Source organism: Neorhizobium puerariae (assembly GCF_042429745.1).
Classification (GTDB): Bacteria; Pseudomonadota; Alphaproteobacteria; order Rhizobiales; family Rhizobiaceae; genus Neorhizobium; species Neorhizobium puerariae.
The window spans coordinates 26,397-49,715 of record NZ_JBHMAA010000021.1 but is presented as its reverse complement, the minus strand read 5'-3'; the positions used below and the strand labels follow the sequence as shown (position 1 = coordinate 49,715).

Below are 23,319 nucleotides of genomic sequence, written 5' to 3'. Positions count from 1 at the left end.
AAACCGGCGGCTCTGGAGAGACCCCGAAGCAACCATCAAATCAGCCGAAGCCTTCCTCTACGCCGCATCCATCATGACGCTCGTTCGAAGGATTGCTCGAACATAATGAATTCTCGGACGGACTCTTAAGCGGACGAAGCAAAAGCGGGACATCAAGTTGATGTATCGCTTTGAACACATCAACATTCCCGCCACGTGCTTCGATCGTCTCTTTGAGGGTCATATCGCGATGGATCCGTGCAGCCGCCATTGCGCCCGCTCGCACTGCCCCTGCATAATTTTGCGCGACCATTCAATGTCACCTACTCGCTCGGGATCGCGACCGCAGATATTCAGCAAATTTTCCAAGCTCGGCACGATCTTGAGTCGAAAGATCTGCAGCGCGCCTTGCCAAATGGGCAACATCGACGGGGAGCTCCGACGTGGTCTTATCCTCGCCCGTGAAATAGCCGACAGGCTGGCGATACAGTTTCGCCAAACGACTCAGTTCGATGGCCTCTACCTTACGCTGGCCATTCTCAATATCCGTCAAAGCGGTTCTTGGAATCTTCAGATATTGAGCCACCTCTTCTTGTTTCAACCCGAGATATTTTCGAGAATCACGAAGTCGCTCACCTAAACGTCTCCGCTCGACATCATCATCGTCGTGAATCATCGCGGAACTCTTCATACCTTGATACCTTTGTGTTTTTTCCACCTATCTTCGATTTTCGGCAGCAGCAGCTGTATGGCCTCATCGACTGATGAATATCCGCCGGACTTTACGACTTTGTCCGGCAACAGGAAGCCAAGTGCAGGTTCGACGTTGCACAAAATCGAGACCACAACCAGAGAGTCTACCGGAACGGGCATACTTGAAATAGCAGCGATCGATGATGGGAGCACGATCCCCTTCATTCCCGCTTCGTTCTTGATTGCGTCGACGAGATCAGCCCGCAATGTCGCCTCGATTGACGATGCAGGGAATGTAACACTGCCAAGCGTAGCGGTCGTCGTCGACACAATGAGCTCCCGTCGCGAACTAGGACATGAAGAGACTATAAAGTCGGAAAATCCGACATGCAAGCGTTTTATCACAGCCTTAGGGTGTCACGAAGTGATGTAGCTCAATTCGTTTGGTAACGATCAAGCCTCAATCGCATCAAAAATTGCCCTGCTAATTATCGGGCTACGAAGATAAGCAGAGATATCGTGACGGTCGTCTTCATTATCAATGATATCGGTGACGTCTTCGACCCCCTCGAACCCGATGGATTTCCTGGTGATCGCTTTACCCATGGTCACAAAATCCTCCTTATTGCGACCATTAACCCAGCGCGCAATCGGTGGCGTCGGAAGCCGGCCGCGTTTCGGCAGGATCGGCCGAAACATGTCCACGCTTAAGGGAGATCCCACTGTCACAAATAATGGAAACGATCGGCTGGCAAGTTCCTGTCCAGCAAGCATCCGGTAGCTGACGACAGAACCAAGCGAGTGGCCAATCACAATGGTCGGATCTTCCTTTCCGGTGAAGACTTGCTTCGTTACAGTGTTTTCGATTTTTGCGGCTAACGCGGGATCGCTAATATAGATCGCTGCCTGTCTTAAAAATAGCCTTGCAACATATTTGCCTTTTGTCGGAAGCAGCCTCTCCAAGACTCTGGCGAAGGCAATCACCCATCCCTCATGGGGCACCCCCTGCGCCACGGCCTCCGGGGGAATGCCCTCGGCAATTGCTGCGGCCTGAAGCTCCTCTTCGGTAACGTCGGCGTCGTCGGCATAGGCCCTAAGAAATTCGATTGCTAAACCCGAGCTTACGTCGCCGGCGCCCATTTCCACGGGAGCCTTCTTTCCGTCGCTGGCTTGCGCGAGGATGTCCGCATAATAAGCGGTGTCAACGGTGAACTTCCTTGTTGGAGCGAGCTGCTGTTCGTGCCAGCCCTTTTCCAGGGCTGAAAACCATCGCTCTTTGATGTCTTCGACCGTATACGATTGATTGTTGATCCCATGAATAAAAACCAGTCTCACGATCAATCTCCTCTGAAGGCAGCGGCGATGTATTTAACGGCGGAGCGACCCGTGAACGTGGTCACCGGCGACGGCGCCAAATGGTCGATGAATCTCCAGCAACTTTCGTGAAATGGGTGGCGACTCTCGCGGAGATAGGGCCATCCCATCCGGAGAATAGGCGCTAGACCAGCAACATTCCCGGTTGCTTTGTGAGTTGCGACTTGCGTAAAGTTCGGCCCACCTCGATCCTGTTCGAGAGCCCTTGGGACCGCAGGGACCTCTACCGAGAAGCCATGGTCTGAGCGGATCAGTTCAAGTTTCGCGAGCATAGCGATATCGAACGGAATGGGCTGGCCGTGGGTCGTGTAATAGTATGCCATGCGCCTGATGTTATCGATGTCGCCGACGGTATTGTAGAGATAGGCAGCAACGATACCCATCATTGGGTCAAGGTGCTTTGCGTACCGTATTTGTCCGGCAATTTTTTGGCGTCAGCGGATCGCAAATATCCGTGTGAGAGACCTTTCAGTGCCTCTGCGGAATGAAGCAGCTTGTCGTCAGCGAAGTCACCATACACGGGGATCCAGCTTAAGAATTCCAGCCCCTGGTCGCCATCTAAATTCTGAACAGATGTCACCACGTGCATATCAGCAAAGATCGGAATGAGGCTAAGCGAGCGGTCGCCGTAACGCAGGCAGGCGGTTTCGCTCGACCGACGGTTCACGTCTTCAAGTTTGAAAAAATCAACCCGCGAGCCACGGACCTCCGTATTCAACTGGTCGCGGACTACAGCCTTCCGGCGACCTGGAAGGAGAATGTTCGGCCGCCTGCTTCCGAGAATCGCAATTGATGGATTGTTGGGGTTCGCTTCGCTGAGCTGCTCTGCAACGAGCCTCACTAATGGCGCGCGCCATTCCGATCGAGACAGCTCAAACCGCTTTGCCTGCCCTCGCGAGATGCGATCCTCTTCCTTCAACCGGTATTGCCTTCGGAGGTAGGCGACCATGTTGTTGAGAACTGAGCGCCCAGAATGTTGCTCGGCATCCCCATCTCGATCGAATGCATCTTCACTGAAGTCAGAAGCGTCATCAAGGTCGAACTCAAAAAGAGAAAGATCGCCACTGCTGTCGCTCGAGGTTGGATCATCAACATCCGGAATGTCATGAAGAGCGTCGGGAGATTTGAACTCTTCGTAGATGTGATTAAGTGGCCGAAACCCCGGGTCGCACTGGGGTGCCTGTTGTCGATCAACTCCCAAGGCTGCCGCAGGTACGTTGCTCTCGAGATAGTCGGACAAACTTTGGCTCGTTACTACCTGTCGGTTTAGCTGCGCTAGCAAGGGATCGATATTCAGGCCATCCGGAGCGGAAAGCGCCTTCATCAAAACGGACGAGAAAATCAGATATGCCGGCTCGCTAGCTGTCGCCGGCATTGCAAAGGAGCTTGTTCCTTCTCGGCAGGAATAGAAAATATCTTTTTGCGGGTTGCGGGAGCTCCCCTCAAGCCGGTCTAGTACTGGGTCTCCCGTTCCCGAAAGCGCCGCAGCTGATCGACATGCGTCACTTATGACAGCAATCTGCAGAGGATCGTAACTGGCCAATACGTCACGGAGCCCATTCGCACTTATCCGATCACGAGATTGGTTTGGGCCAGGCGACAATATCCAGTACTGATCAGGCCATGCCGCAATACCATGCCCGCAGAAGTAGACCACTATACGATCGCGGTCCAGCAGAAGTGACGGATCTGGTTCGTCCTCGAGGATCGGCGTCAGGTGTTCCCGAATACGATTGACGGTAACGGGAGCGTTCCTGTCGTCTATCTGGATGACATCGTAATTCCGCTGCGTCGCCCAGGCGCAAATCTCATCGATCGCCTCCAAAACCCCTGGAAGGGTTGGCATAGTGCGCGGCCTATGAACGGCAATTCCGATAAATAGAGGCTTTCCCAATTTGAAGTATCTCCCGCCCGGGATTTACAACTAACGCGGAAAAGGGAGTTTCGACAAGTCTACTTTCTGTGTCCGTGGCATTCCGGCAAAAGTGAACACGTTCAGCATCGTGATATAGGCTTGCCGGTTGATGACTACAAATTCATAGTAACCCGCAGCAGCAAGATGACTCTCGACTAGGGATATCATGCGATGTGGCCGAAGAAGTTAGTACTAAGGCTTTATCTCCTTTGGCTTCGGTGGGGCTCAAGGCGATACGAGAAGGAGCTCGATAGTCAGCTGAGTGGCAGTGAGCGCGCGGAACTGAAAGCAATTGCCGGCAAGATAGGCAAATCAGACAAGGCATTTTTAGAACTGTCTCGAACCGCAAGTAAGGATGGTCTTCGGGCTGAGGCTCCTGAGTTGTTCGAGCTGTTTGATATTAAGTCTATATTGCACAATCCGTTCATCTTGCCATATCGACGCCCCGCCCTGCGATTCTGCCCACCACAGTATCGAGAACTGCTGGAGTCCACCCCTGTCGTAACAATCCCGGACTTTCACTTTCACGCGTCAACCCGTCGGTTTGCGGGTTCGAACCGGGCCTTTGTCAAGGTGCCCTTTGGGCTCGTTTTTGCCCTTGGCGCCATCGCTCGAGCCGCCTTCGGCGTCTACCAAGATCTCGATGGCCGACGATTTGCCACATTAAAGGAAAAGCTCAGCGCGCTCTTCTTCATTGCTGGAAACATTACCGCGCCAACACCTATTTTAGCAGCCGCTGTCACACAGACGATGGGATCGGTCCGGATTGTATCCGCGGCGAAGCCAGCTCACGTCATGCATGTTATGGGTGTATTCGTTCTCTTACATGAGTTTGGGCACGTCGCTTTGAATCATCAACCGTGCGGTCCGAACCCAACGCATTTAGAAATTGAGCGGGCGATGGCCCAAGAATTTGAGGCCGACGCGTTTGCACTAGCATCCATACTGCGTGTTGACCTCAAAGGGGCGGTCCCGTGGGATGATGTGCGGAAGTTGCACGCATTCTGCGTTTGTATGCTTCTGCTGACGCTTGAACTTCATACTACCCTGAGAAACGTCCGGCTGAAACCTCAATATCCAACCTTTTTGGAGCGATGCAAAGCACTTCTCGATCAATTTTCGGCGCCGGAAACCTTGCGAGATGCTGTTGATCATTTCTCTTACGTCTTAGACGTGGGAACGTCAGCCCCCGATAGCAGCGATGAGCAACCCTAAAACATCATATGAGTTAGCTGTCGCGGGTTCGATTCCCTTCAACTGCAATGGGAACCGCCTCCACTTTGGGCGCCTACTGCTTGATCGATTACCGAACATCGTTTCTCAAGCCAGTCCTCTCTGGCTCTATCGCCTCCGACGATAATCGATCTGTCGGGAAGTGGGATGAATGAACGTCCCAGACGCTGGGGAGACAGATCGTCCCAACCGGCCCCTCTGGACGGAAGCTATGCTTCAGCCATGGTTGCGGGTTTCTTCTTTGCGACGCCTGCCGCCTGATGACCTATCAAATCGGCGTAGAAGCCACCCAGATCCATCAGATCGCGATGTCTGCCCCTCTCGACAATTCGACCGTCGCGCATCACAAGGATTTCGTCGGCGGACCTGATGGTCGATAGACGATGAGCAATGATGACGGTCGTCCTGTCGATCATCAGTTCATCGAGCGCCTTGCGCACGTGTGCTTCACTGGCAGCGTCCAGATGGGACGTGGCTTCGTCCAGGATAAGCACCGGAGCATTTTTGAGAAAAGCCCGAGCGATGGATATTCGTTGTCTCTGTCCGCCGGAGAGTTGAACACCTCGCTCCCCGACCGGCGTCTTCAATCCGGCTGGCAATGAAGCGACAAAATCCGAGAGCGCAGCCCGCTGAATGGCAAGGTTCAGATCGTCATCGGTTGCGTCTGGACGGGCGAGGCGAATGTTTTCAGCGAGCGTCGCATTGAACAGGTACGTATCCTGGGAAACGAGCGCGATGTGTTCGCGAAGACTGTCGAGCGTGAGATCGCGAACGTTGTGGCCGTCGATCGAGATGCGCCCCTTCTCAGGATCCCAGAAGCGGAGCATGAGATTTGCGATCGTCGTCTTGCCGGCTCCAGACGAGCCCACCAAGGCAATCCTCGCCCCGGCCTGCACCTTGAAGTCGATGTCTTCAAGAACCGAAGGGCCTGTTTTGTCGTAAGAAAAGGTGACGTTCGAGAACTCCAGCGTCGATCCACCGGTCGTGTCCGGCAGCAGCTCCGGCCCGTCCGTGACGGGAACCGGTTCGACGTGCACGGCGTGCACCCGCCGGGTCGACGCGATCGAATCCGCGAGCTGTCTTGCGGCCTGGGCAAGCTCCGATACCGGCACGAATGCCGCCGATGACAGCAAGGTGACGAGCGGCAGATAGGAGGGCTCGAATGCATGGGTGTGAATCAGGACGGCCGAGGTGATTAGGACGGACGCAGAACCGAGCGCTAGGATCATTTCCTGCTTTGCGACATGGAACGAAAGATCGGCATTGAGGGCGAGCCTCGTGCGCTGATAATCCGCCGTTTGTTCCTCAAAGGCTTTCCGGCGTGTCGTGATCGAACGAAAGGCGATGAGCTCGCCCAGGCCCTGGACCGTGTCAACGACGAAAGCGTTGAGACCACCCAGGTCTTTGCGTGCCTGATTGCCGAGTTCGTCCACCTTACGCCGTTCGAAAATGGGTGCGAGGGCCGCGTAGGCGAGGAAGGGCAGAAGGACGAGGGCAGTCGGCCATGCGATGACTGCGAGCGCGATCAACACGCTCGTCGGCACCAGCAGCGCTACCATTGCCGGTGCGACGACGTGGGCGAAGAAGTATTCCACTGTCTCGACGTCCTGCGTGCCCAGCGAGACAAGGTCTCCGGATCGGCGCTTGAGCAGATATGCTGGCGCAAGTTTGTCCAGCACGCGATAAAGATCGACCCGCATCTGTGCGAGCAATCTGTAGGCCATGTCGTGAGACCGCCAGGACTCGTTCCATTGCAGGAATGCCGCGACGGGAACCAGTACCGCCATCCAGATCAGGTACGATCCAAATAAGGAGCCAGTCTTGATGGCCGCGACCGTCAGGGCACTGAGGGCGCTGACGCCGATCAGGGCATAGACGCGTCCCACACCGGAGGTGACCGTCAGGATCAGTTGCCGGCGCCAGGGCCCGATCAGGCTGAATAGCATCCCGAGTGTCTGGAATGCTGTGAGACGTGCGGCGATCTTTTCGCCTTCGGTCAGCTGAGTTGTTGCCACAGACTTCCGCACGACACCGGCTTCGTTCGTTTCCCGCGTTGCCATAGCAGGTGCGAAGTCGAGCATGGCATCACGCTCGCTGAGTTCAATCTGCTCGGCCATCAGCCTTCTGTACGGGCCGTCGCGGGCTATCAATTCCGCATGCGTGCCGCTGTCGGCGATACGGCCATCGGAAACCACGAGGATACGATCGGCATCGATGACGCTCGAAAGGCGATGTGCAAGCACGATTGTCGTCCGTTGGCGAGCGAGATCGTCAAGGGCGGCCTGTATGATGCTCTCGTTCTCGGCATCGACCGACGACAGGGCTTCGTCGAGAATGAGGATTGGAGCGTTTCTCAAAACCGCACGCGCGATAGCGATACGCTGTCGCTGCCCGCCGGACAGCCTCAGACCCCGCTCTCCAATAACCGTGCGATAGCCTTCGGGAAGACCGGAAATGAATTCGTGCGCATTGGCTGCATGCGCGGCTGACTCTACCTCCTCCGTGGTCGCGCCGGGACGGGCGATACGGATGTTGTCTTCGACCGTGCCGTAGAACAGGTAGGTATCCTGCTGGACGACGGCGATCTGATCGCGGATATGGTCGGCCGACAGCGTCGTGACGTCATGACCACCAATGCGGATCGTGCCGGAATCGGGATCGTAGAAACGCAGGAGCAATTTGACGATCGTCGATTTTCCGGAACCACTGTAACCGACGATCCCGACGCGTTCGCCTGCTTTCACATCGAACGAAATGCCTTTGAGCGCTGCGCCACGTTCGTCGGAATAGCTGAACTGCACATTTTCGAAAGTGATAGACGGCTCCAGCTCCGGGCTGGAGGCTGTTTCGCGTGGTGGCCGTGGTGGCGTCGCATCCAGCAAGCTCTTGATCCCGATGGCCGCCGCGTTTGCCATCATTCCCCGGTGGAGCAGCGAACGCAGATCCCGCAACGGGCGGAACACTTCGGTTCCGGCCATCAGGACGATCAGCAGCGCCTCGATGCTCATCTCGCCGTGGCTGACACGCCAGGCACCAAGAGCGATAGCCGCGGCCGCACCGCCGGCAATGGCAAGGTCGGTCAGGGCCCTGCTCATCAGGCTGGCCTGAAGCACGAACATCGTGCTTTCAGCCAGTTGGTTCGCCTTGAGCGCAAGGCGGTCGCCGAAGGCGCCGCTCTGCCCAAAAGCCTTAAGCGTCGGCAGCCCCTGAACGGCATCCAGGAAGTCCGCACCAAAAGCTTTGAAGGAACGAACACGTCGCAGCGTCGACTCCTCGCCGATCTTCTTGAGAACGACCGGCAGGATGAGGGCCAGTATCGCGGACACGGAGATGACCGCCGCGACAGGAATGTCCCAGAAGGAGAGAATAACGAAGAGGAGAACGGGGGCGAGCAGTGCAATGGCGAACTGCGGAAGGAACTGGCCGAAGAAGGTCTGAAGCTGCTCGACGCCGTCGATCGTCGAAAGCGCAATGGTTCCTGTTCGTCTCTCCGCAAGCCATGCCGGCCCCAGCCTGACGATCTGATCGTAAAGGCTCAGACGCACGCGGTCCTGTATAAGAGCGGCCGTTCGGTGCGCAAGAACGGCCCGGCCGTATTCAAGCCCCATGCGCAGAAATATCACTGCCAGCAGGAGCACCATCGCAATCCCGAGATCGGCGAGGCCGGCGCCTTCAAACAAGCGTGCAATCAGCCAGCCGAGGATTACAAATCTTGCAATCCCGAGCATCAATGACAGGAATCCAAGTCCGATTGCAGCGGCGATACGAGATCGGAAGCCTTTGGTTGCCTTCCAGAGCTGAGGGTCGAATTGCATGGGAATGTCCTTACCAGGCTGACGCAAAGCGTAATAAAAACTACACAATGCAGATATACCTGATAAGCAGCGTAATGTCTATTACGTAGCAGTGCGGATGTTGTGGAGGGGCGCTTGCGTGACGTCGCGCAGGGTCGCAGGTGATGTCGCTTCGGCCACCATCAACATCCGGCGGTCTGCGATCGCGGTGGCCAAGTCGCGGTCGTGGGTAATCAGCAGAATGGCCAGTTCGTCCTCGTCAGCCACCTTGCGCAGGTATCGAATGACCTGCTCCTGCACAGGTGGGTCGAGTCGAGACGTAGGCTCGTCAGCAATCAGCATTCCAGGTTTTGTCGCCAGTATTCGAACAAGCGCGAGACGCTGTGCTTCTCCGCCACTGATCTGGTGCGGGCGACGAGCAAGCAGGTCGCGACGCAGACCGAAGCGCCGCATCAATCCGGGAACTTCGTTCAGGATACGCTCGCCATCGGGCAAACGACGCAGGTCTTCCATGCTGCGCCCAAGGGACTGCCAGGGCGAGAATACGCGCGTTGGATCCTGATGGAGCTTCTGAAGAAACCTGCCTTGTTTGCCGATCGGCCGGCGGATGGAGCCTCCGAGGGGAGTGGCCTGGCCGAGCAGGGTCCGGCCGAGCGTGGTCTTGCCAATGCCGCTCTTGCCCAGGAGCGCCGAGATGTGTCCGGCATGGCAATGAAAATTCAGATCGTCTGCAAGAATCCGGTTGCCGAACCCGATGCGGAGATGATCGGCTTCTATCACTTTCGGGGTATGCGAGCGCGCATAGGGGCGACGTTCCCATGTCGATGGATCACTGGCTATGTAGCGGCGCGCATAGTCCGTTCGCGGCTGGCGCAGGACCGAATCGGCCGGGCCGGATTCGATAATCGTGCGTTCGTCGAGAAACGCGATCTGATCGGCAAGCAAACGCACGAGCGCGATATCGTGGGTGATGAGGAGAATTACACGGCCGCTTTCGCGCAGTGCCTTGAACACTTGCGCCACCACGTCACGCCGGTCGGCATCAAGGCCTTTGGTTGGTTCGTCGGCGATGACGATACCGGCGCCGGTAACAGATGCAATCGCCGCCATGACGCGCTGCGCCATGCCGCCCGAAAGCTCGAACGGACGCTTGCGATGATGTTCGGTATCCAGTTGCATAGCGGAAAGCGCCGCGGCAGCGCCGGCCAGAGCCTTAGGTGCCTTGATTTGCTCGGCAACCTGGACTTCAGCACTGAGCAGCGGGGCAAGTGCGTTGAGGGGCTCCTGCGGCAGCAGAAAAATATCCTTCGACCAGAGCGACCGAAGCGCATGGGCGTCGCGCGCATCATATATGCGGCCGTTGACGACGATCCGGCCGGATACCGAAACGCCTGTCGGGACGAGGCCCATGATAGCGCTGCCGATCAGGCTCTTGCCACTGCCTGTCTCTCCCAGCACAGCTAGGATCGCACCCGAAGCTATGGTCAGGGAAACGTTCTCGACAATAACGCGGTGTGGTGTTGCGATCGTCAGATTTTCAACGGCAAGCGTGTTCACTCAGACGGCCTCCTCGATACCCTGAAGACGCCCACTATAAAACTCGCCGATCAACGTAGCCGACAGCGTGCAGATGAGAATAGCAGCAGCGGGCGCCAGCACCATGTGCGGATAGGTGCGAAAGAAGGTCATGGTTCCCGCGATCATCGCACCCCATTCGGCGTCCGGTGGTCTGAGACCGAGGCCAAGAAAGCCGACCGAGGAGATGGTCAAAACATTGGCTCCAACGGTGAGGGCTCCGAGGGAAGCGAGATAGGGTGTGATCGCCGGCAGCACATGTACGCGGAAGATATATCCCGGACCAAACCCGAGCAGACGGGAGGCCTCGACATGATCGGATGCCAGCTCCCGACCGGCTATGACAGCAGTCAGGCGGGCAAAGCCCGGCCATTGCGACATCCAGAGGCCGAAGAGAATCGGGCCGATCCCACCACCCAGCAGGCCGGACACCAGGATGACGAACAGAAGGCTCGGGCATGCGATGATCACGTCGGAGAGCCTCATGATCACCTGCCGGGCCCAGCCGCCACGGAACGCCGTGACGAATCCGAGCGCCAAGCCACTAGCCAACGAGGCGATCACCCCGGCCACCGCGATCCCCAGCGAGATGCGTGCACCGGCGACCACGCGGGCGGCGATCGAACGTCCGAGATTGTCTGCGCCGAGCAGATGTTCCGCCGACGGGGGCGCATAGGCAGCACTGAGGATCTGGCGGTTGGGGTCGACCGTCAGCAGCAACGGTCCGAACAGGACCAGAAAAAGCATGATGCCCAGCGGCAGGAAGCCGAAAATCACGATGCCCGGTGATGGCAGGAACCGGCGCTTCTCATGGAGCGGTTCGGGCGACGGCATGGTCATGACCGGGCTCCCGGCGCGATCAACCGTGGATCGAGCAATTGCGCGGCGATATCGGCTATGCCGTTGACGACAACGACGGAGATGCCAATCAGGAGCCCCGCACCCATGGCCATCGGGATATCGGCGGCGAGCACGCTGTCGATTAACAGAGTCCCGAGGCCATCGAGATTAAACAGGACATCGATGACGACCAGCCCACCGATTGTACTGGCCATCAGCGGTCCGAAATAGGCAACGACAGGCACGAGCGTCGGGCGCAGTGCATGGAAAAAAATGACCCGCCGCCAGCTCTGTCCCTTGATCCGCCCATAGGTCGGATAAAAATCCTGCATTGTCCGAACCACGGCGTTGCGGGCGACGCGGGAAAGGTCCGGCAGCAATGCGATCGCAAGCGTGATCGAGGGAAGAATGGCGTAGCCCGGCAGATTGTTGCCGGCGGCCGGCAGCCATCGCAGACCGATGGCGAATGTCGTGATCATGATGATACCGAGCAGAAAAGAGGGGACCGACGACAGGACCGCGGAGAGAATAAGAAACGCCCGATCGATAACGCTGTCCCGTCGCATGCCGGCCGCAAAGCCTATCGCCAGGCTGAGAACGAGCGCCACGCTGACACCAGCCACCGCTATGCTGAGTGTCGTCTCGAAACTGCGCCAGACTTCTGGGACGACCTGGCGACCGCTGATCATGGAACGGCCGAGTTGGCCAGTCAGTGCCGAGCCGACCCATTTCCCATACTGCACGATGATTGGCTTGTCGAAGCCCATCGCTTTGCGTGCCTGCTCCACTGCACCCCAGCCGAACCGCTCCCCGAAATGCGCCTCGGCGATGCGGTAAGCCACATCGCCGGGAGCAGTCTGCACGGCGATGAAAGCAAGGGTGGCGACCGCGATGGCCACCCCTATCGCCGCCAGTACATGGCCGAGAATCGCACCGATTATGCGACGAAGGGACAACGGAACGGTCCTACTCAGTCCATTTGACACGATCGATCCAGAAGCTCACCTCAAGGGCGTCAACTGGCACGCTGTTGACATCGACCCGGTCGGAAATCGAGACGTTGTAGTCGTACCAGACCACAGGAATGACCGGCAGATCGCCGTTGACGAGTGTCCGAAGCTTGTCTCTGGCCGCCGCGACCTCATCCTTTGTCCGGGCGGCAAGATAGGTGTTGAGGGCGCTTTCCATTTCCGGATTGTGGTAGTTGACGCCGCTCCAGACGGACGAGGCCGCGTTTTCTTCGGCATAGTCCAGGACGAGAGTGGCTACGGGATCCGGCACCGCGCCATAGTTTCGCCGCGTCAGTCCGAAGACGAAGCTGCCTTTGGCTATCGTCTCCATGACCTGTCCCTGATTACCGTTTTCCAGCTTGACCTCTATGCTGACATCGGCGAGCTGTGCCTGGATCGCCTCAGCCAGAGAAGACACTTCGGGCTGTTTGCCGACGATCATCGTGAACGAGAACCGGGTTCCATTCTGTTCGAGGATTCCGTCGGAGCCCGCAACCCAGCCGGCCTCGGCGAGAAGCCGCTTGGCCTCTTCGACATTGCGTTCGCTCGGCGGAAGGTTGGGATCGTACCAGTCAGGGAAAGCGGAAGAAAAGAGCTGATTGGCGGCGGCCGCGGGATTCTTGAACAATGCCGTTGCGATACCCTTCCGATCAAGGGCCAGAGAGATAGCACGACGCTCGGCGGGGCTGTCGAACCGCACATCCTCGGCATTGACGAAGACGCCATTGATGCGCGCAGTCTGAACCTGCTTCACGCTAACCCTGCCGGTTGCCTCCACGCGATCACGCAGGACCTGTGGCAGGCCAAGGACCAGATCAGCCTGTCCGGCCTCCGCCATGTTGGCGATCGTGTCGGGGGACGTGGCGCCAGTGAAATGCACCTTCGCGATGTGAGGCTGCTCGCCCCAATAATCCGGAAACGCCTCGAGATCGACCGAGGTCTTGCTTTCGACTTTGGTGATCCGATAGGGGCCTGTGCCAATGATCTGTTTGACCGTGCCGTCGGCGGCGAACGAGGACGGCGCCAGAATGATGGCGGGCCCGTCGGTGAAAAAGTCGGCGACAAGGCTGTTCGGCCGCGCAAGGGTGACGACTACGGACTGACCGTCGACACGAACGCCTGAGATCGGCAACTTCGACACCATCTCGGAATTGGTGTTGGCCTTGCGCATGAGTTCGATTGAGTTTCGAACCAGTTCGGGGGTCAGCTCGGACCCGTCATGGAACCGAACACCCTTGCGAATGACGAAAATCCAGGCGAGACCGTCATCGCTGACCGACCAGCTCTCGGCAAGTTCCGGAGCGAGCTTGCCTTCCGGGTCGATCGTCACCAGCGTTTCCGCGACACGCAGGCGTCGAAAATGGTAGCTTGTATCGCCGAGATCGAGGCTGGTGATCTCACGCGGTGAAACGATCTGGAGGACACGTTTATCCTGCGCCCATGTGGCGTGGTCCCACGGGGCTGCTGCTGCGATTCCGAGGGCCAGGAATGCAGTCAGAACGGTTCTTCTGGATATCATGGATGGGGCTCCTGGCGTTAAAGTGGACACAACGACGTGCCCGAACCAAGCCATCAGCCTCCGCGCCACGTCGCAGCCTGTGAAATGGCGTCGTGTGCCGGAACCTGGCCACTACACAGCGTAGTAGCTGTTACCATTCATGATAAATACAATCAAGTTTAAATTACCCGCAAACACGGCTCTCGATGGATGCCGTAATGTTTCGACCGAAAATCTTCTTACAGTGTTCCTGACTTGACGTAGCGGTTACGACGGGCGGACCTCTCGGTTGGGCTCAATGGCCGCGATCAAGTTCTTCGCGGAAATCTCGAAGGCGACGGGCTGTTTCCATTGCCCGCTCCGGGCCGAGCTGGGTCAAGGACAGGACCAAGGTCTCGAGCGCCAGCAGGATCGTGCCGTAAAACGTCATATTACCCACCTCGGTACGCGGTGTCTCCAGAACCGCCTGTGCACCTTTGGCCAGGCGACCTGCAGGGTTGTCCGTGATAATGACGAGCTTGCCGTCGACACGCTGAAGTTCTTCCTTGATAAGCAGGCTTTCCTTGTGAACCTTCCCATAGGCGAGGAGAATCACTGCGTCGCCTGGCTGAAGGCCGAGAAGAGCGTCCGCAAAGGCGTGGCCTGTTCCTTCCATGACAAAGGCCGTGCGACCTATGCGCCCGAGATGCGTTGCGGTTTGCTGCGCCAGTCGGGACAGCGGCCCACCGCCAAAAAGCCCGATCCGGCCGGCGTCGTTCAACAGCCGTGCCGCGGCTTCGAACTCATCGGCCAGTGTCTGGCGCGAAAGTCTCTCAAGCGTCCTCGCATAGGCTTCTACAACCAGTTGAAGAGGCGACCGGCTCTGATCCTGCGTCAACTCACTCACCGTCACACCCACCTTCTCCACCGGTGTGCGGGTACCCTCGTCCAGCTTTTCTGCGATTACGGTCTTGAGGTGAGGGAGGCCATCAAAGCCAAGCGCCTGGATCGATCGAATAACGGTGGCGTCGGATGCATCGATCTTGGCAGCGAGATCAAGCGCGGAGCTGACCAGTACCGCGTTGGGGTGCCGTTCGATATAGTTGAGAAGCCGGCTTGCGGCACCGCTGAGATTTTGTCTTTGCCGCACGTCCAGCATGCCACATTCCACCGTCCGTTTCAGGGTGTCCCGTAAGGGTGAGCCACGTATCTAGCTCGAATGAAGCACGAATTCCAGCGGCGGGCCAATCGACGTCCCGCGACCGCCATCAATTCGCAAGGCTTTCGTCATGCAACGCTATGGACTTGTTCCGGGCGCTCGGCGTTGAAATCGTTCATTCGATAGGCCGCGATCAATTTTTCGAGGCGAATGGCAACTTTGTGGGCCCGCCGATAAAAAGCCGCTTCTGGCATGCTGTAGCGGTCTATATGTGTTTCGAGGTTTAGCGGCGGTTCATATCGTGTTCCGGCAATCAAACGGGTCACGGTCTCCCAGTCGATGCGGCCGTCGAACGGCAGCAGATGATCGTCGGTCGCGCCTAAATTGTCGTTGATATGCGTCGTGATAAGGCGGTCTCCGAACTGTTCAAGCACGGTGCATGCTCCCGGATCAATCATTTCCCAATGTCCGGTATCCAGGCAGAGCCCGATGAATTCTTCCGGAAAACGGTCGAAGAGCCTGTCGTAAAGCAGGAGAAAGCTCTCGGATGATGCGCAGAACAGCGTTTCAGCCGCGATTTTGACGCCCTTCTTCAGGCAATATGGTTGAAGTTCTTCCAGGGAGGCCCAAAGCGGGGTGAAAAAAACCTCCTCGGCGTCCGTTGAGCGGAAGACGTCATCGGTGATGTCGATATGCATCACGATGTCAGGCGAGCCGAAAGCCGCTGCCAGATCAACCCGGTTCCTGACCAGTTCAACCCCGCTTTGCCGCTGCCATTCGTGAGGGGACAGGATGTCCCTTCGCGTTTCCCTGCCTAAACGCCGGTCCTTCCGCCATTGAACTTCACTGATCGGATTCCGGCCGTTGGTGCCGTGAACGGATTTCACCTTGAGTCCCGATGCGCGGACCATTTCAGCGGTGAAGGCAATCTCGGCGTCGCTGAGCATGTAAGAATTTCCGGAATCGGGATTCCAGTTGATATGGGTGAAACCCGCTTCGGATATCAGCCGTAGGGATCGCTTGATGCCTTCGTCGTACCAGCGCTCATCGTCGGGCCATTGCCAGACGGTAATGCATGTGTCCATTGCTATCACTCCCTCTTGGTGGTGGACGCTCTCGCTCCGAACGCCCTTTGATCGACGACGCGCCAGACGTACCGTTGATTATCGTCGCAGGCTTTGCAGATATACCGGTCATCTTCTGCCGCCCGTCTCGGCGCGGAGCTCGCCAGCGGCATTACCGCTCAGCTGGCCAGACGTGATGTCCGGCTCGGCTTGCAAGCCGGCGATGCGATCCGGACAGACTCCCGATAGGCGTCGAACATTCGTTCAATCCGTCGATAGGCCGACGCGTTGAGCAACTGTCGTTCATTGAGCCAGTCATCATTGTAGATCGTGTCGAGATATTTCTCTCCTGCATCGCAAACAAGGACGACAATGGTGCTGTCCGGTTCCAGCAGAGGTAAACGTCTCAGCGCGACATAAATCGCCATTCCAGCTGTCCCCCCGACCAGGAAGCCGGTCCTCCGTGCGACGATGCGCGCTGTCGCGAACGCATCAATGTCAGCAACGGTCAGCTCCTCATCAATCAGCGAATGATCGACGTTCGGCCCGACGCAAAATCCGGCTGGTGCACCGGCTCCGGTTTGCCAATGTTGGTGGGGCGAACCGCCGAAGATTATCGAGCCCGCGGGCTCCACACCGATACTGACGACTTTTGAGCCGAGACGGCGCAGCTCCTTGACGGTTCCGCAAAGCGTTCCGCCCGTTCCGACAGCCCCAACCAGGTACTTGAGATCAACGCCGACATCGCGGAGCAACTCCTTCGCAAGGCCGGCATATCCGAGATTGTTGTTGGGGTTGTGGTGCTGATCCGGCCAGAAAGCACCTTCGGTATCGGCGATCTCGCCGGCGACCCGCATACGTTCGATCGTGCTGGCCGTATCGCTTCTTTGACCGCCGACGAACCGCAGCTCAGCGCCCAGAGCCCTCATGGCGCTCAGTTTTGCTCGCGCGGCGTTATTGTCGACGACCGCGATGAACTTGTAACCACGCTCGATGGCGACGAATGCGAGTCCGGTCCCCGTATTTCCCGAGCTCGACTCGACAATCCGCCCGCCGGGTTTCAGGCGACCGTCTCGCTCGGCGGCGAGAATCATCTCTCGCGCCATGCGCACCTTGCAGGATCCCGTCGGATTGAGTTGTTCCATCTTCAGCAAGAGTCGGCTGCCTGACCCTGTCCTCGCGAGTTCGAACAGGGGCGTATTACCGATCAGCTGAGATCCCGCGGTGGCGATGTTCATCGGCGAGTGCATATCCTGCAGGGTCATTGCTCTATCCTCCAAACGAAACGATTGTCCTGCTCGGAAACGACGATCTTGGGAGGAAGGGCAAGCTGGTGAAATGAGCTTTCGTTCTTGTCCATCTGGTAGCCGGCCGTATTGGGATAGATGATAAGATCGCCATAGCGCGGCCGCGCCTCAAAGGGTACTTTGCGCCACGTCAGAACATCGTACTCCATACAACTGGATCCCCCGATCGCCGCTCGCGTGAGCTCTTGCGGACGCTCCGGACCCAACTGAACCAGCATCGGTGTGGGAAGAAACTCGCTGTTCACCCATTGAGCTGACATGCTCATGCTGAGGCCCGCGACGGTGACGATGCCGTAATCCTGGTTCTGTTTGTACCCTTGCACAGGGAATACCGTCATGCCTGCGCCATCGAGAAGCGCACGGCCTGGTTCAAGGAAAAGCCGGATTTCATGGTTCCGCAGCTCGGCCGCAAGGTTTCCCCCCTCGGCCGGGCTATCGAGGATAGCGTCCAGCATTCCCGCGCCGGTGGGGGACTGGTAAAACGGGTAAAAATGGGAAAATGTCTTGTTGGCATGGAACTGCCCCGGATGGCACGTCTCCTTGAATGCTTTCCAATCCTTCTCGGATACGAAGCTGCAGGCAAATCCACCGCCGATTGAGATCGCCGACGCCTTCAGGCCCATCGCCCGCGCCTTGAGCAATTTTGGAATCAGCGCAAGTGCCAGCTCTGCGCGAGGTTTCACCGCATAGCCGTCGAGGTGAAAGGACAATCCCTCCATGACAATGTGCGGTTTCGCTTCCGCGCATCTCGTGAGAGCAATGTCGAAGTCTCTGTCGTTCAGCCCGAAGCGGCTGTCCGGCGCTGTAGGCGGAAGCACCCTCAGCAAGATGTACAGACCAGTGGATTGCCCCGCGATCGCGATCGCCCGCTCGAGTTCGTCCAGTGCGTCGATGGCGACGGTGGCATGATGTCGGGATGCCAGCCATAAAAGCTCGTCGCTCTTTGCCGCACCTGTAACGCCGATGCTCTCACCTCTTATGCCGTTGGCGAGAGCATGAACGAATTCAGGAATACTGGCGACATCAACGCGCCCGTCAAGTTTCGCAATTTCCGGCAACCAGGCCCCCGACTTGTTGGCCTTTTTGCCGAAATAGACATGGCCCTGCACATCATGCCTTCTCAACACCTCCTGAAATTCCGAGAGATTGTCAGCGAAACTTTCCGGATGAACGAGATGAAAGGGACCCTGAACAGCACGGACGATCTGCTCCAGGAACGCGGTATCCCGGCGAACCGCGATTGCCCAGTCGCGCTCAATGGCGCGCAGGGAAGAAGCTGCTAGCTCCACAATTCAATCCTCCTTCCGCGGCCTGCTGCGATGGCTCTCGTGGCGAAGGCATGGGCGATGGGAATGTCGGTGATGACCATGCCGCTGTTGAAGGCAAAGACCTTGTCTTGCTGGCTGCCCCGCCCTGATTTCCGACCGGCGATGATCTCTGGCAGTTCAGCGTCGACGTCGAGGACGCCGTCCTGGCCGGCAAGCCTCCGATGTTTTTCGAACATCTGACTTTTGTTGGTCGCGATCTTGTAATCGGCTTCCCCGAGGGCGCCGTCCTCGACGCCCTTGCTAGCTACCGAAATCAATAGCCCGCCCGGGCTGAGCCACCGGGTCTGCACTCTCGGATGGGCAGCGCGCCCAGAGGCTGCCACGACGATGTCCGATGCTGCAACGGCCTGAGGCACATCGTCCACTAATTCGACCTCGCGGTCTGGGAAGTATTTCTTGAAGGTCGAAATGCTCAAGGCAATGCCTTCGGGATGGGTACCGAACAGGCGCAAAGTCTGTAGCTGCGGCATTGCTGTCAATAGATAGGGCAGCGTATTCACGCCCGAGCGGCCGCTTCCGATCATCAGAGCTGATCGGGCCTCGTCCTTGGCGCAATACCTGGCGATGATGGCTGTTGACGCTGGCGTGCGATAGCCGCCAACCTTGAGGCAGTCCATGAAGGCAAATGGCATGCCGCTTGTGTCGTCATAGAGGCTGATCGTCGGATAATATTTCTCATAATTGGTGTTGCCCTGCCGGTAGGATGTCTTGAACGCCAGCATTTCCGTGCCGCCATCGTAACCGAGCATGGAATAGGAAAGGGAATCCCGTTCGTTCGGGAGGGGCAACATCAGCTTCGTGGGGCAACCGGAATTGCCATTCGCGTAGGATAGATACGCCTCCTCAACTATCTGGATGACTTCCGATGGCTCGAGGTCGATGTCGGCGAGTTCCGTGCGGCTTAAGACATGGAGCGCGGGCGTTTGGAGATAGGATCTGGTCATCTGGTGTTCCTCTTCAGATCATCTGAGGGCGGGACGCCCATTTCATTTCAACCGGTTCCAGTCGCGCTGCTAGGCCGGGGACGGCGCGCAGCGGTTTGAAATGTGGGGGAGGACGGCACATCGACGGTTCGCCGCCCGTGGCCGAGCCGTTCAAGCGGAAGATCGCAAGGAGATAGCGGAGCGTCGAAGATGTGCCGCGTGGTTTTGAACGGGAAGAGGCGTCCACTTCGCGCCATCGCAAAGATGTCTTCCGGCGTAATCGTCTCGCCATCCCGCCATGCCGTGACCCGCACGTCTTCGTATCCGAGAAAGACAACAGGCAAGAACGCGAGATTGAGCCGTTTTGCGACGGTGAGCCGATGGTGCCCATCCATAACGAAATGGGCGTCCTTGTGCGCTGTTATCGGCTCGGTCCACCGACCGTCAGAAAGTATCTTGGCTTCAAGTTCTTCTACTCTCGACCGATCCACCTCTTCGGTCGGCCAGAGCGCGAGAGGGTCAAAAAGGCAATATACAAGGGCCATTGTGGGCTCCTTTCCACAGCTTCGCTCGCACGGCACATGTCGGCATCTGACCAGGTGGCAGATCTCGAACTTAGATGGCGCGGCTGCTCCGCTCGATGCGCCAGCACACCCAGAACCGCCGGCAGATTTCCGTGGCCGCGAAAACACCGCAGAGCACAATGGGAAGCATCCGAAAGCCGAACAGCGCCGAGAGTGTGATGATCAATATTCTGACGTCCCGCCCCAGCCGGAAATAGGCATGTCGATCTTTCGATCGCATCCAGCTGTCGTAGAGCAGGCCGGTGTAGCTGCTGGCCGAGACGGCCACCAGGGCACAAAGCGTGATGATCAGATATCCCTCTCCGTGTTGTTCGGAGGACGTCAACGGCCAGGCAAGCGCCAGTAACATCGCGGCATCAAAAAAACGGTCCAGCGTCAGATCAAGCCAGGAGCCGAAAGTCGATTCTTTCCCCTGGAGCCTCGCCACCTCGCCATCGGCTTCGTCGAGGATACCGCCGATGAGCCAACAAATGCCACCAATCGCGAGCGGCAAGTTGCGGCCGTCCAGAAACAGTAAGACGGCCAGGAACGCGAAAAAGGCGCCGGCGAGTGTGACGTAGTTGGGATGTACGCCAGCCGCTGCGAGCGGTTTGGAGGCGAGATGGCAAAGATGCCGAACGATCAGGCGAGATACTGGCCCATCCATGGACCGCTGGGAGGCGCGGACTTCCAGGTAGCGCTTGACACCCCGTAGCAAGTCTGGCGCCATAGGCGCGACATTGATCGCTTCCTGCCTGCGATAGAGAATGAAGGGAACGCCCTGCGCTCCATTTATGGAAAATGCCTGGCAAAGCAAAATCTGCGCATCTTGAGTCTGGCAAGCCGCCCTGATCGCCTGCAGCAAACTCCTCTTGTTCGACCCATTGTCGCTTTCGGCGCTACCCGCAGCTTCCATGTCAGCCATTTCCGGCGGCGTGAGTCTCGTCAGAAGCGCAAGCCCCGATTGATAAATTACAATGAGTGATTGCTCGTCTGCGCGGGGGAGTTCTTGCCGTGCGCCGGAAAGAAGTGAGAATTTTTGCCGTTCGGCGAGCAGCCGCAGTTTCTCCCATGTCTCCGGCGCCAGATTGTCTGTCCCGACGATGGCGACGGTAACTGCCAGGAAAGACCGCTGCAAAATCTGCAGATTTCGCGCGAAGCAGGAAGATCCGTAAGCTCGTCCAAAGAAATAATCCGAAATCAATGCCGGATCAGAGACATTTTCAAGGTCAATCGCGTAGATAGCGGATAGCATTTTGGGCCACCTAACCGGCAATTAGCGATTTGCGTTTTTTGATTGCGTCTGGCTGAGCTGCGACGTGCCTCTCGATGCGACCGGCAACCGCGGCGCCAATTTTTTCCATTGCTTCATAGGTCTGTGCGCCAACATGTGGTGTGCAAATTACGTTCGGAAGGTTGAGGAGTTCGTCCGCCGGATCCATCGGCTCTGAGTGAAAGACATCCAGCCCGGCGCTCGCAATCTTGCCCGACCGCAGCGCAGCCAAAAGCGCTGATCTATCGAAGATGCCGGCTCTGCCAGTGTTCACGAGCACGACGCCATCGGGCATAAGGTCGAACTCGGCCTTGCCGATCATTCCTTCTGTTTCCGGAGTGAGGGGGAGATGGATCGAGAGAGCGGAGCAGCCGCTGAGCACACCCTCCAGATTGGTGAAGGACGCGCCCGTCTGTTCAGCCGCCTCCTGTTTTTCCCGCTTCATCGGCGAGCGGTCAAAAACAGAAATGTCAAACCCCAGGGCCGCGCTTCGTTTGGCCATGATGCGGCCAATTTGACCGAAGCCGAGAATACCCAGCCTCTGGCCTTCGATATCCCGTGCCAGCTCCGCGTATTTGATCGCCCAGTTACCGACTCGAAGCTCGGACGTGAATAGAGGCAGGCGTCGCCACGCACACAGCAGCAGTGCGACAGCGTGATCCGCCACAGAGCTGGACGCGGCAGGAGCGGCGTGGACCTCGATGCCACGGGCGCGGGCGGCGTCCATGTCGATGTTGTCGAAGCCTGAGCCTGCCTTGATGATGAGGCTCAACTTCGTTGCTCGGTCGATATCGGCGGACTTGAGCGCGACATGGCTGCGTAGCACTACGATGTCCGTATCGTGGAGATATTCTGAAAAATCTCCGTCCTTGACCTGTGCCACCTCATGGCGGGCCGCGAGTTCCTCAATCATGGAGCGATGATAATGGCCTAGAAGCAGGATTTTCATCGAGTACACCTCGCCAGTGAAAACAATTCCTTGTCTAGGCGCTGCGCGCCTCGGCTCCGTCGCTGAAGCGCTGGACCGGTGCTGCGAAGATCCTTTCCGCGATCCGAAGATCGTCGGCGCTATCGATCTCGTACCATCGAAGGTCGTCGCAACGCGCCGCCGCCATACGCAATCCGCGCCGCTCGATGAGATTGGCAAACAGCTCCTCCGTATAGGCCTTCACGGCGCCGGTCCCGATCATCTCGTCGAGGAAGGGCACGATCCTGCTCCTGAGATCCGTAGAACCCAAGCGCATCAGGTTCATGGTCTTGAACAGAGGCGGAGACCCATCGGTAAGATTTGCAGCGGTCTGCTTCATCCGGACCTCGGCGATGTAACCCTCACCCGTGAGCACGACTGCCGATCCTTCCATTGAGACATCAAATGGAGCGACAGCGGATGTGTTCGCCACGTCGTTTATCGCCAGATAACGGAGGGCGTTCACCTCGAAAAAGACATCGCCTTCCAGCAGATAGCAATCGCCTTGAAGAAGCGCCTCTCTTGCCAGCCAGAGCGAATAGGCGCTCCCTGTTTTATCGAATACGGCCGACTCGATGTAGTTGATCTCAAGTTTGCCGAAACGTGAACCGCAGGCATATTGTATCGCGTCCTTGCGATAACCGACAACGATGGTGACTTCCTCGACCCCGATCGCCTCGAGATTTCGCAGGGCGTTATGGAGAATTGGCGTTCCGTTGACCTCAACCAGCGGCTTGGGTCGAAGGTCGGTCAGAGGACGCAGCCGCGAGCCAAAACCTGCTGCGAGGATGACGGCTTTCTTCGGATGATAGTTGGTCATTTGCATCCCTTTTTCGATTGGATCG

Annotated in this window: 19 protein-coding genes and 1 pseudogene; 2 read left to right on the top strand and 18 right to left on the bottom strand. The window is 57.7% G+C overall.

Annotated elements, in window-relative coordinates:
- Positions 1-106, top strand: a pseudogene (locus tag ACFFP0_RS19060) (IS5/IS1182 family transposase); the annotation flags it as partial.
- A gap of 192 nt (positions 107-298) precedes the next feature.
- Here the strand turns inward: ACFFP0_RS19060 and ACFFP0_RS19055 are convergent.
- From ACFFP0_RS19055 to ACFFP0_RS19040, 4 genes are all read right to left on the bottom strand, one after another.
- Entirely contained in the window at positions 299-655 is a 357-nt protein-coding gene (locus ACFFP0_RS19055; protein WP_377263744.1) for a helix-turn-helix domain-containing protein, read from the bottom strand.
- A gap of 11 nt (positions 656-666) precedes the next feature.
- Positions 667-1,002 (bottom strand): hypothetical protein, encoded by a 336-nt coding sequence (locus tag ACFFP0_RS19050; RefSeq protein WP_377263742.1) that lies wholly within the window; start codon positions 1,000-1,002, stop codon positions 667-669.
- Positions 1,003-1,125: 123 nt separating this feature from the next.
- Positions 1,126-2,007 carry a hypothetical protein gene (locus ACFFP0_RS19045; protein WP_377263740.1) on the bottom strand — a complete coding sequence of 294 codons (882 nt, stop codon included), beginning with the start codon at positions 2,005-2,007 and terminating at the stop codon, positions 1,126-1,128.
- Positions 2,008-2,428: 421 nt separating this feature from the next.
- Positions 2,429-3,892, bottom strand: a complete 1,464-nt coding sequence (locus tag ACFFP0_RS19040) for a hypothetical protein (RefSeq protein WP_377263738.1) — start codon at positions 3,890-3,892, stop codon at positions 2,429-2,431.
- A 240-nt stretch (positions 3,893-4,132) separates the two neighbouring features.
- Here ACFFP0_RS19040 and ACFFP0_RS19035 point away from each other — a divergent pair, with 240 nt between their 5' ends.
- A complete protein-coding gene (locus ACFFP0_RS19035; protein ID WP_377263736.1) occupies positions 4,133-5,176 on the top strand; it encodes a phage exclusion protein Lit family protein in 1,044 nt (347 codons plus the stop codon).
- A 227-nt stretch (positions 5,177-5,403) separates the two neighbouring features.
- Here ACFFP0_RS19035 and ACFFP0_RS19030 read toward each other — a convergent pair whose 3' ends face one another.
- From ACFFP0_RS19030 to ACFFP0_RS18965, 14 genes are all read right to left on the bottom strand, one after another.
- Positions 5,404-9,009: an ABC transporter ATP-binding protein/permease gene (locus ACFFP0_RS19030; RefSeq protein ID WP_377263735.1), complete on the bottom strand. Its 3,606-nt coding sequence runs from the start codon at positions 9,007-9,009 to the stop codon at positions 5,404-5,406.
- An 81-nt stretch (positions 9,010-9,090) separates the two neighbouring features.
- Positions 9,091-10,545, bottom strand: a complete 1,455-nt coding sequence (locus ACFFP0_RS19025; RefSeq protein ID WP_377263733.1) for an ABC transporter ATP-binding protein — start codon at positions 10,543-10,545, stop codon at positions 9,091-9,093.
- On the bottom strand, positions 10,546-11,403 hold the full coding sequence (locus ACFFP0_RS19020; RefSeq protein WP_377263731.1) for an ABC transporter permease: 858 nt from the start codon (positions 11,401-11,403) through the stop codon (positions 10,546-10,548).
- Positions 11,400-12,359: an ABC transporter permease gene (locus ACFFP0_RS19015; protein WP_377263729.1), complete on the bottom strand. Its 960-nt coding sequence runs from the start codon at positions 12,357-12,359 to the stop codon at positions 11,400-11,402. Before ACFFP0_RS19015 ends, ACFFP0_RS19020 begins: the two co-directional genes overlap by 4 nt.
- Before the next feature lie 10 nt (positions 12,360-12,369).
- Positions 12,370-13,932 carry an ABC transporter substrate-binding protein gene (locus tag ACFFP0_RS19010; protein ID WP_377263727.1) on the bottom strand — a complete coding sequence of 521 codons (1,563 nt, stop codon included), beginning with the start codon at positions 13,930-13,932 and terminating at the stop codon, positions 12,370-12,372.
- A 274-nt stretch (positions 13,933-14,206) separates the two neighbouring features.
- Positions 14,207-15,049, bottom strand: a complete 843-nt coding sequence (locus ACFFP0_RS19005) for a MurR/RpiR family transcriptional regulator (protein WP_377263725.1) — start codon at positions 15,047-15,049, stop codon at positions 14,207-14,209.
- A gap of 128 nt (positions 15,050-15,177) precedes the next feature.
- Positions 15,178-16,134: a sugar phosphate isomerase/epimerase family protein gene (locus ACFFP0_RS19000; protein WP_377263724.1), complete on the bottom strand. Its 957-nt coding sequence runs from the start codon at positions 16,132-16,134 to the stop codon at positions 15,178-15,180.
- 158 nt (positions 16,135-16,292) lie between these two features.
- Entirely contained in the window at positions 16,293-17,378 is a 1,086-nt protein-coding gene (locus ACFFP0_RS18995) for a PLP-dependent cysteine synthase family protein (protein ID WP_377263722.1), read from the bottom strand.
- Positions 17,375-18,709, bottom strand: a complete 1,335-nt coding sequence (locus tag ACFFP0_RS18990; RefSeq protein ID WP_377263720.1) for a type III PLP-dependent enzyme domain-containing protein — start codon at positions 18,707-18,709, stop codon at positions 17,375-17,377. The genes ACFFP0_RS18995 and ACFFP0_RS18990 overlap by 4 nt, the downstream gene beginning before the upstream one ends.
- A complete protein-coding gene (locus tag ACFFP0_RS18985; RefSeq protein WP_377263719.1) occupies positions 18,700-19,692 on the bottom strand; it encodes an ornithine cyclodeaminase in 993 nt (330 codons plus the stop codon). The genes ACFFP0_RS18990 and ACFFP0_RS18985 overlap by 10 nt, the downstream gene beginning before the upstream one ends.
- A 47-nt stretch (positions 19,693-19,739) precedes the next feature.
- Positions 19,740-20,216, bottom strand: a complete 477-nt coding sequence (locus ACFFP0_RS18980) for a ParB N-terminal domain-containing protein (protein WP_377263717.1) — start codon at positions 20,214-20,216, stop codon at positions 19,740-19,742.
- A gap of 70 nt (positions 20,217-20,286) precedes the next feature.
- Positions 20,287-21,489, bottom strand: coding sequence for a CDP-alcohol phosphatidyltransferase family protein (locus ACFFP0_RS18975; RefSeq protein WP_377263716.1), 1,203 nt, complete (start codon positions 21,487-21,489; stop codon positions 20,287-20,289).
- 10 nt (positions 21,490-21,499) lie between these two features.
- The gene (locus tag ACFFP0_RS18970; protein ID WP_377263715.1) at positions 21,500-22,456 is read right to left on the bottom strand and encodes an NAD(P)-dependent oxidoreductase; all 957 of its coding nucleotides are present in this window, start codon (positions 22,454-22,456) and stop codon (positions 21,500-21,502) included.
- A 34-nt stretch (positions 22,457-22,490) separates the two neighbouring features.
- Positions 22,491-23,294 carry a phosphocholine cytidylyltransferase family protein gene (locus ACFFP0_RS18965; protein ID WP_377263713.1) on the bottom strand — a complete coding sequence of 268 codons (804 nt, stop codon included), beginning with the start codon at positions 23,292-23,294 and terminating at the stop codon, positions 22,491-22,493.
- Positions 23,295-23,319: the final 25 nt, after the last annotated feature.

Coding starts and splice junctions, on each gene's coding strand:
- ACFFP0_RS19055 (WP_377263744.1), bottom strand. CDS start 655: ATGATTCACGACGATGATGATGTCGAGCGGAGACGTTTAGGTGAGCGA.
- ACFFP0_RS19040 (WP_377263738.1), bottom strand. CDS start 3,892: ATGCCAACCCTTCCAGGGGTTTTGGAGGCGATCGATGAGATTTGCGCC.
- ACFFP0_RS19035 (WP_377263736.1), top strand. CDS start 4,133: ATGTGGCCGAAGAAGTTAGTACTAAGGCTTTATCTCCTTTGGCTTCGG.
- ACFFP0_RS19030 (WP_377263735.1), bottom strand. CDS start 9,009: ATGCAATTCGACCCTCAGCTCTGGAAGGCAACCAAAGGCTTCCGATCT.
- ACFFP0_RS19020 (WP_377263731.1), bottom strand. CDS start 11,403: ATGACCATGCCGTCGCCCGAACCGCTCCATGAGAAGCGCCGGTTCCTG.
- ACFFP0_RS19010 (WP_377263727.1), bottom strand. CDS start 13,932: ATGATATCCAGAAGAACCGTTCTGACTGCATTCCTGGCCCTCGGAATC.
- ACFFP0_RS19005 (WP_377263725.1), bottom strand. CDS start 15,049: ATGCTGGACGTGCGGCAAAGACAAAATCTCAGCGGTGCCGCAAGCCGG.
- ACFFP0_RS19000 (WP_377263724.1), bottom strand. CDS start 16,134: ATGGACACATGCATTACCGTCTGGCAATGGCCCGACGATGAGCGCTGG.
- ACFFP0_RS18995 (WP_377263722.1), bottom strand. CDS start 17,378: ATGACCCTGCAGGATATGCACTCGCCGATGAACATCGCCACCGCGGGA.
- ACFFP0_RS18985 (WP_377263719.1), bottom strand. CDS start 19,692: ATGACCAGATCCTATCTCCAAACGCCCGCGCTCCATGTCTTAAGCCGC.
- ACFFP0_RS18980 (WP_377263717.1), bottom strand. CDS start 20,216: ATGGCCCTTGTATATTGCCTTTTTGACCCTCTCGCGCTCTGGCCGACC.
- ACFFP0_RS18975 (WP_377263716.1), bottom strand. CDS start 21,489: ATGCTATCCGCTATCTACGCGATTGACCTTGAAAATGTCTCTGATCCG.
- ACFFP0_RS18970 (WP_377263715.1), bottom strand. CDS start 22,456: ATGAAAATCCTGCTTCTAGGCCATTATCATCGCTCCATGATTGAGGAA.
- ACFFP0_RS18965 (WP_377263713.1), bottom strand. CDS start 23,294: ATGACCAACTATCATCCGAAGAAAGCCGTCATCCTCGCAGCAGGTTTT.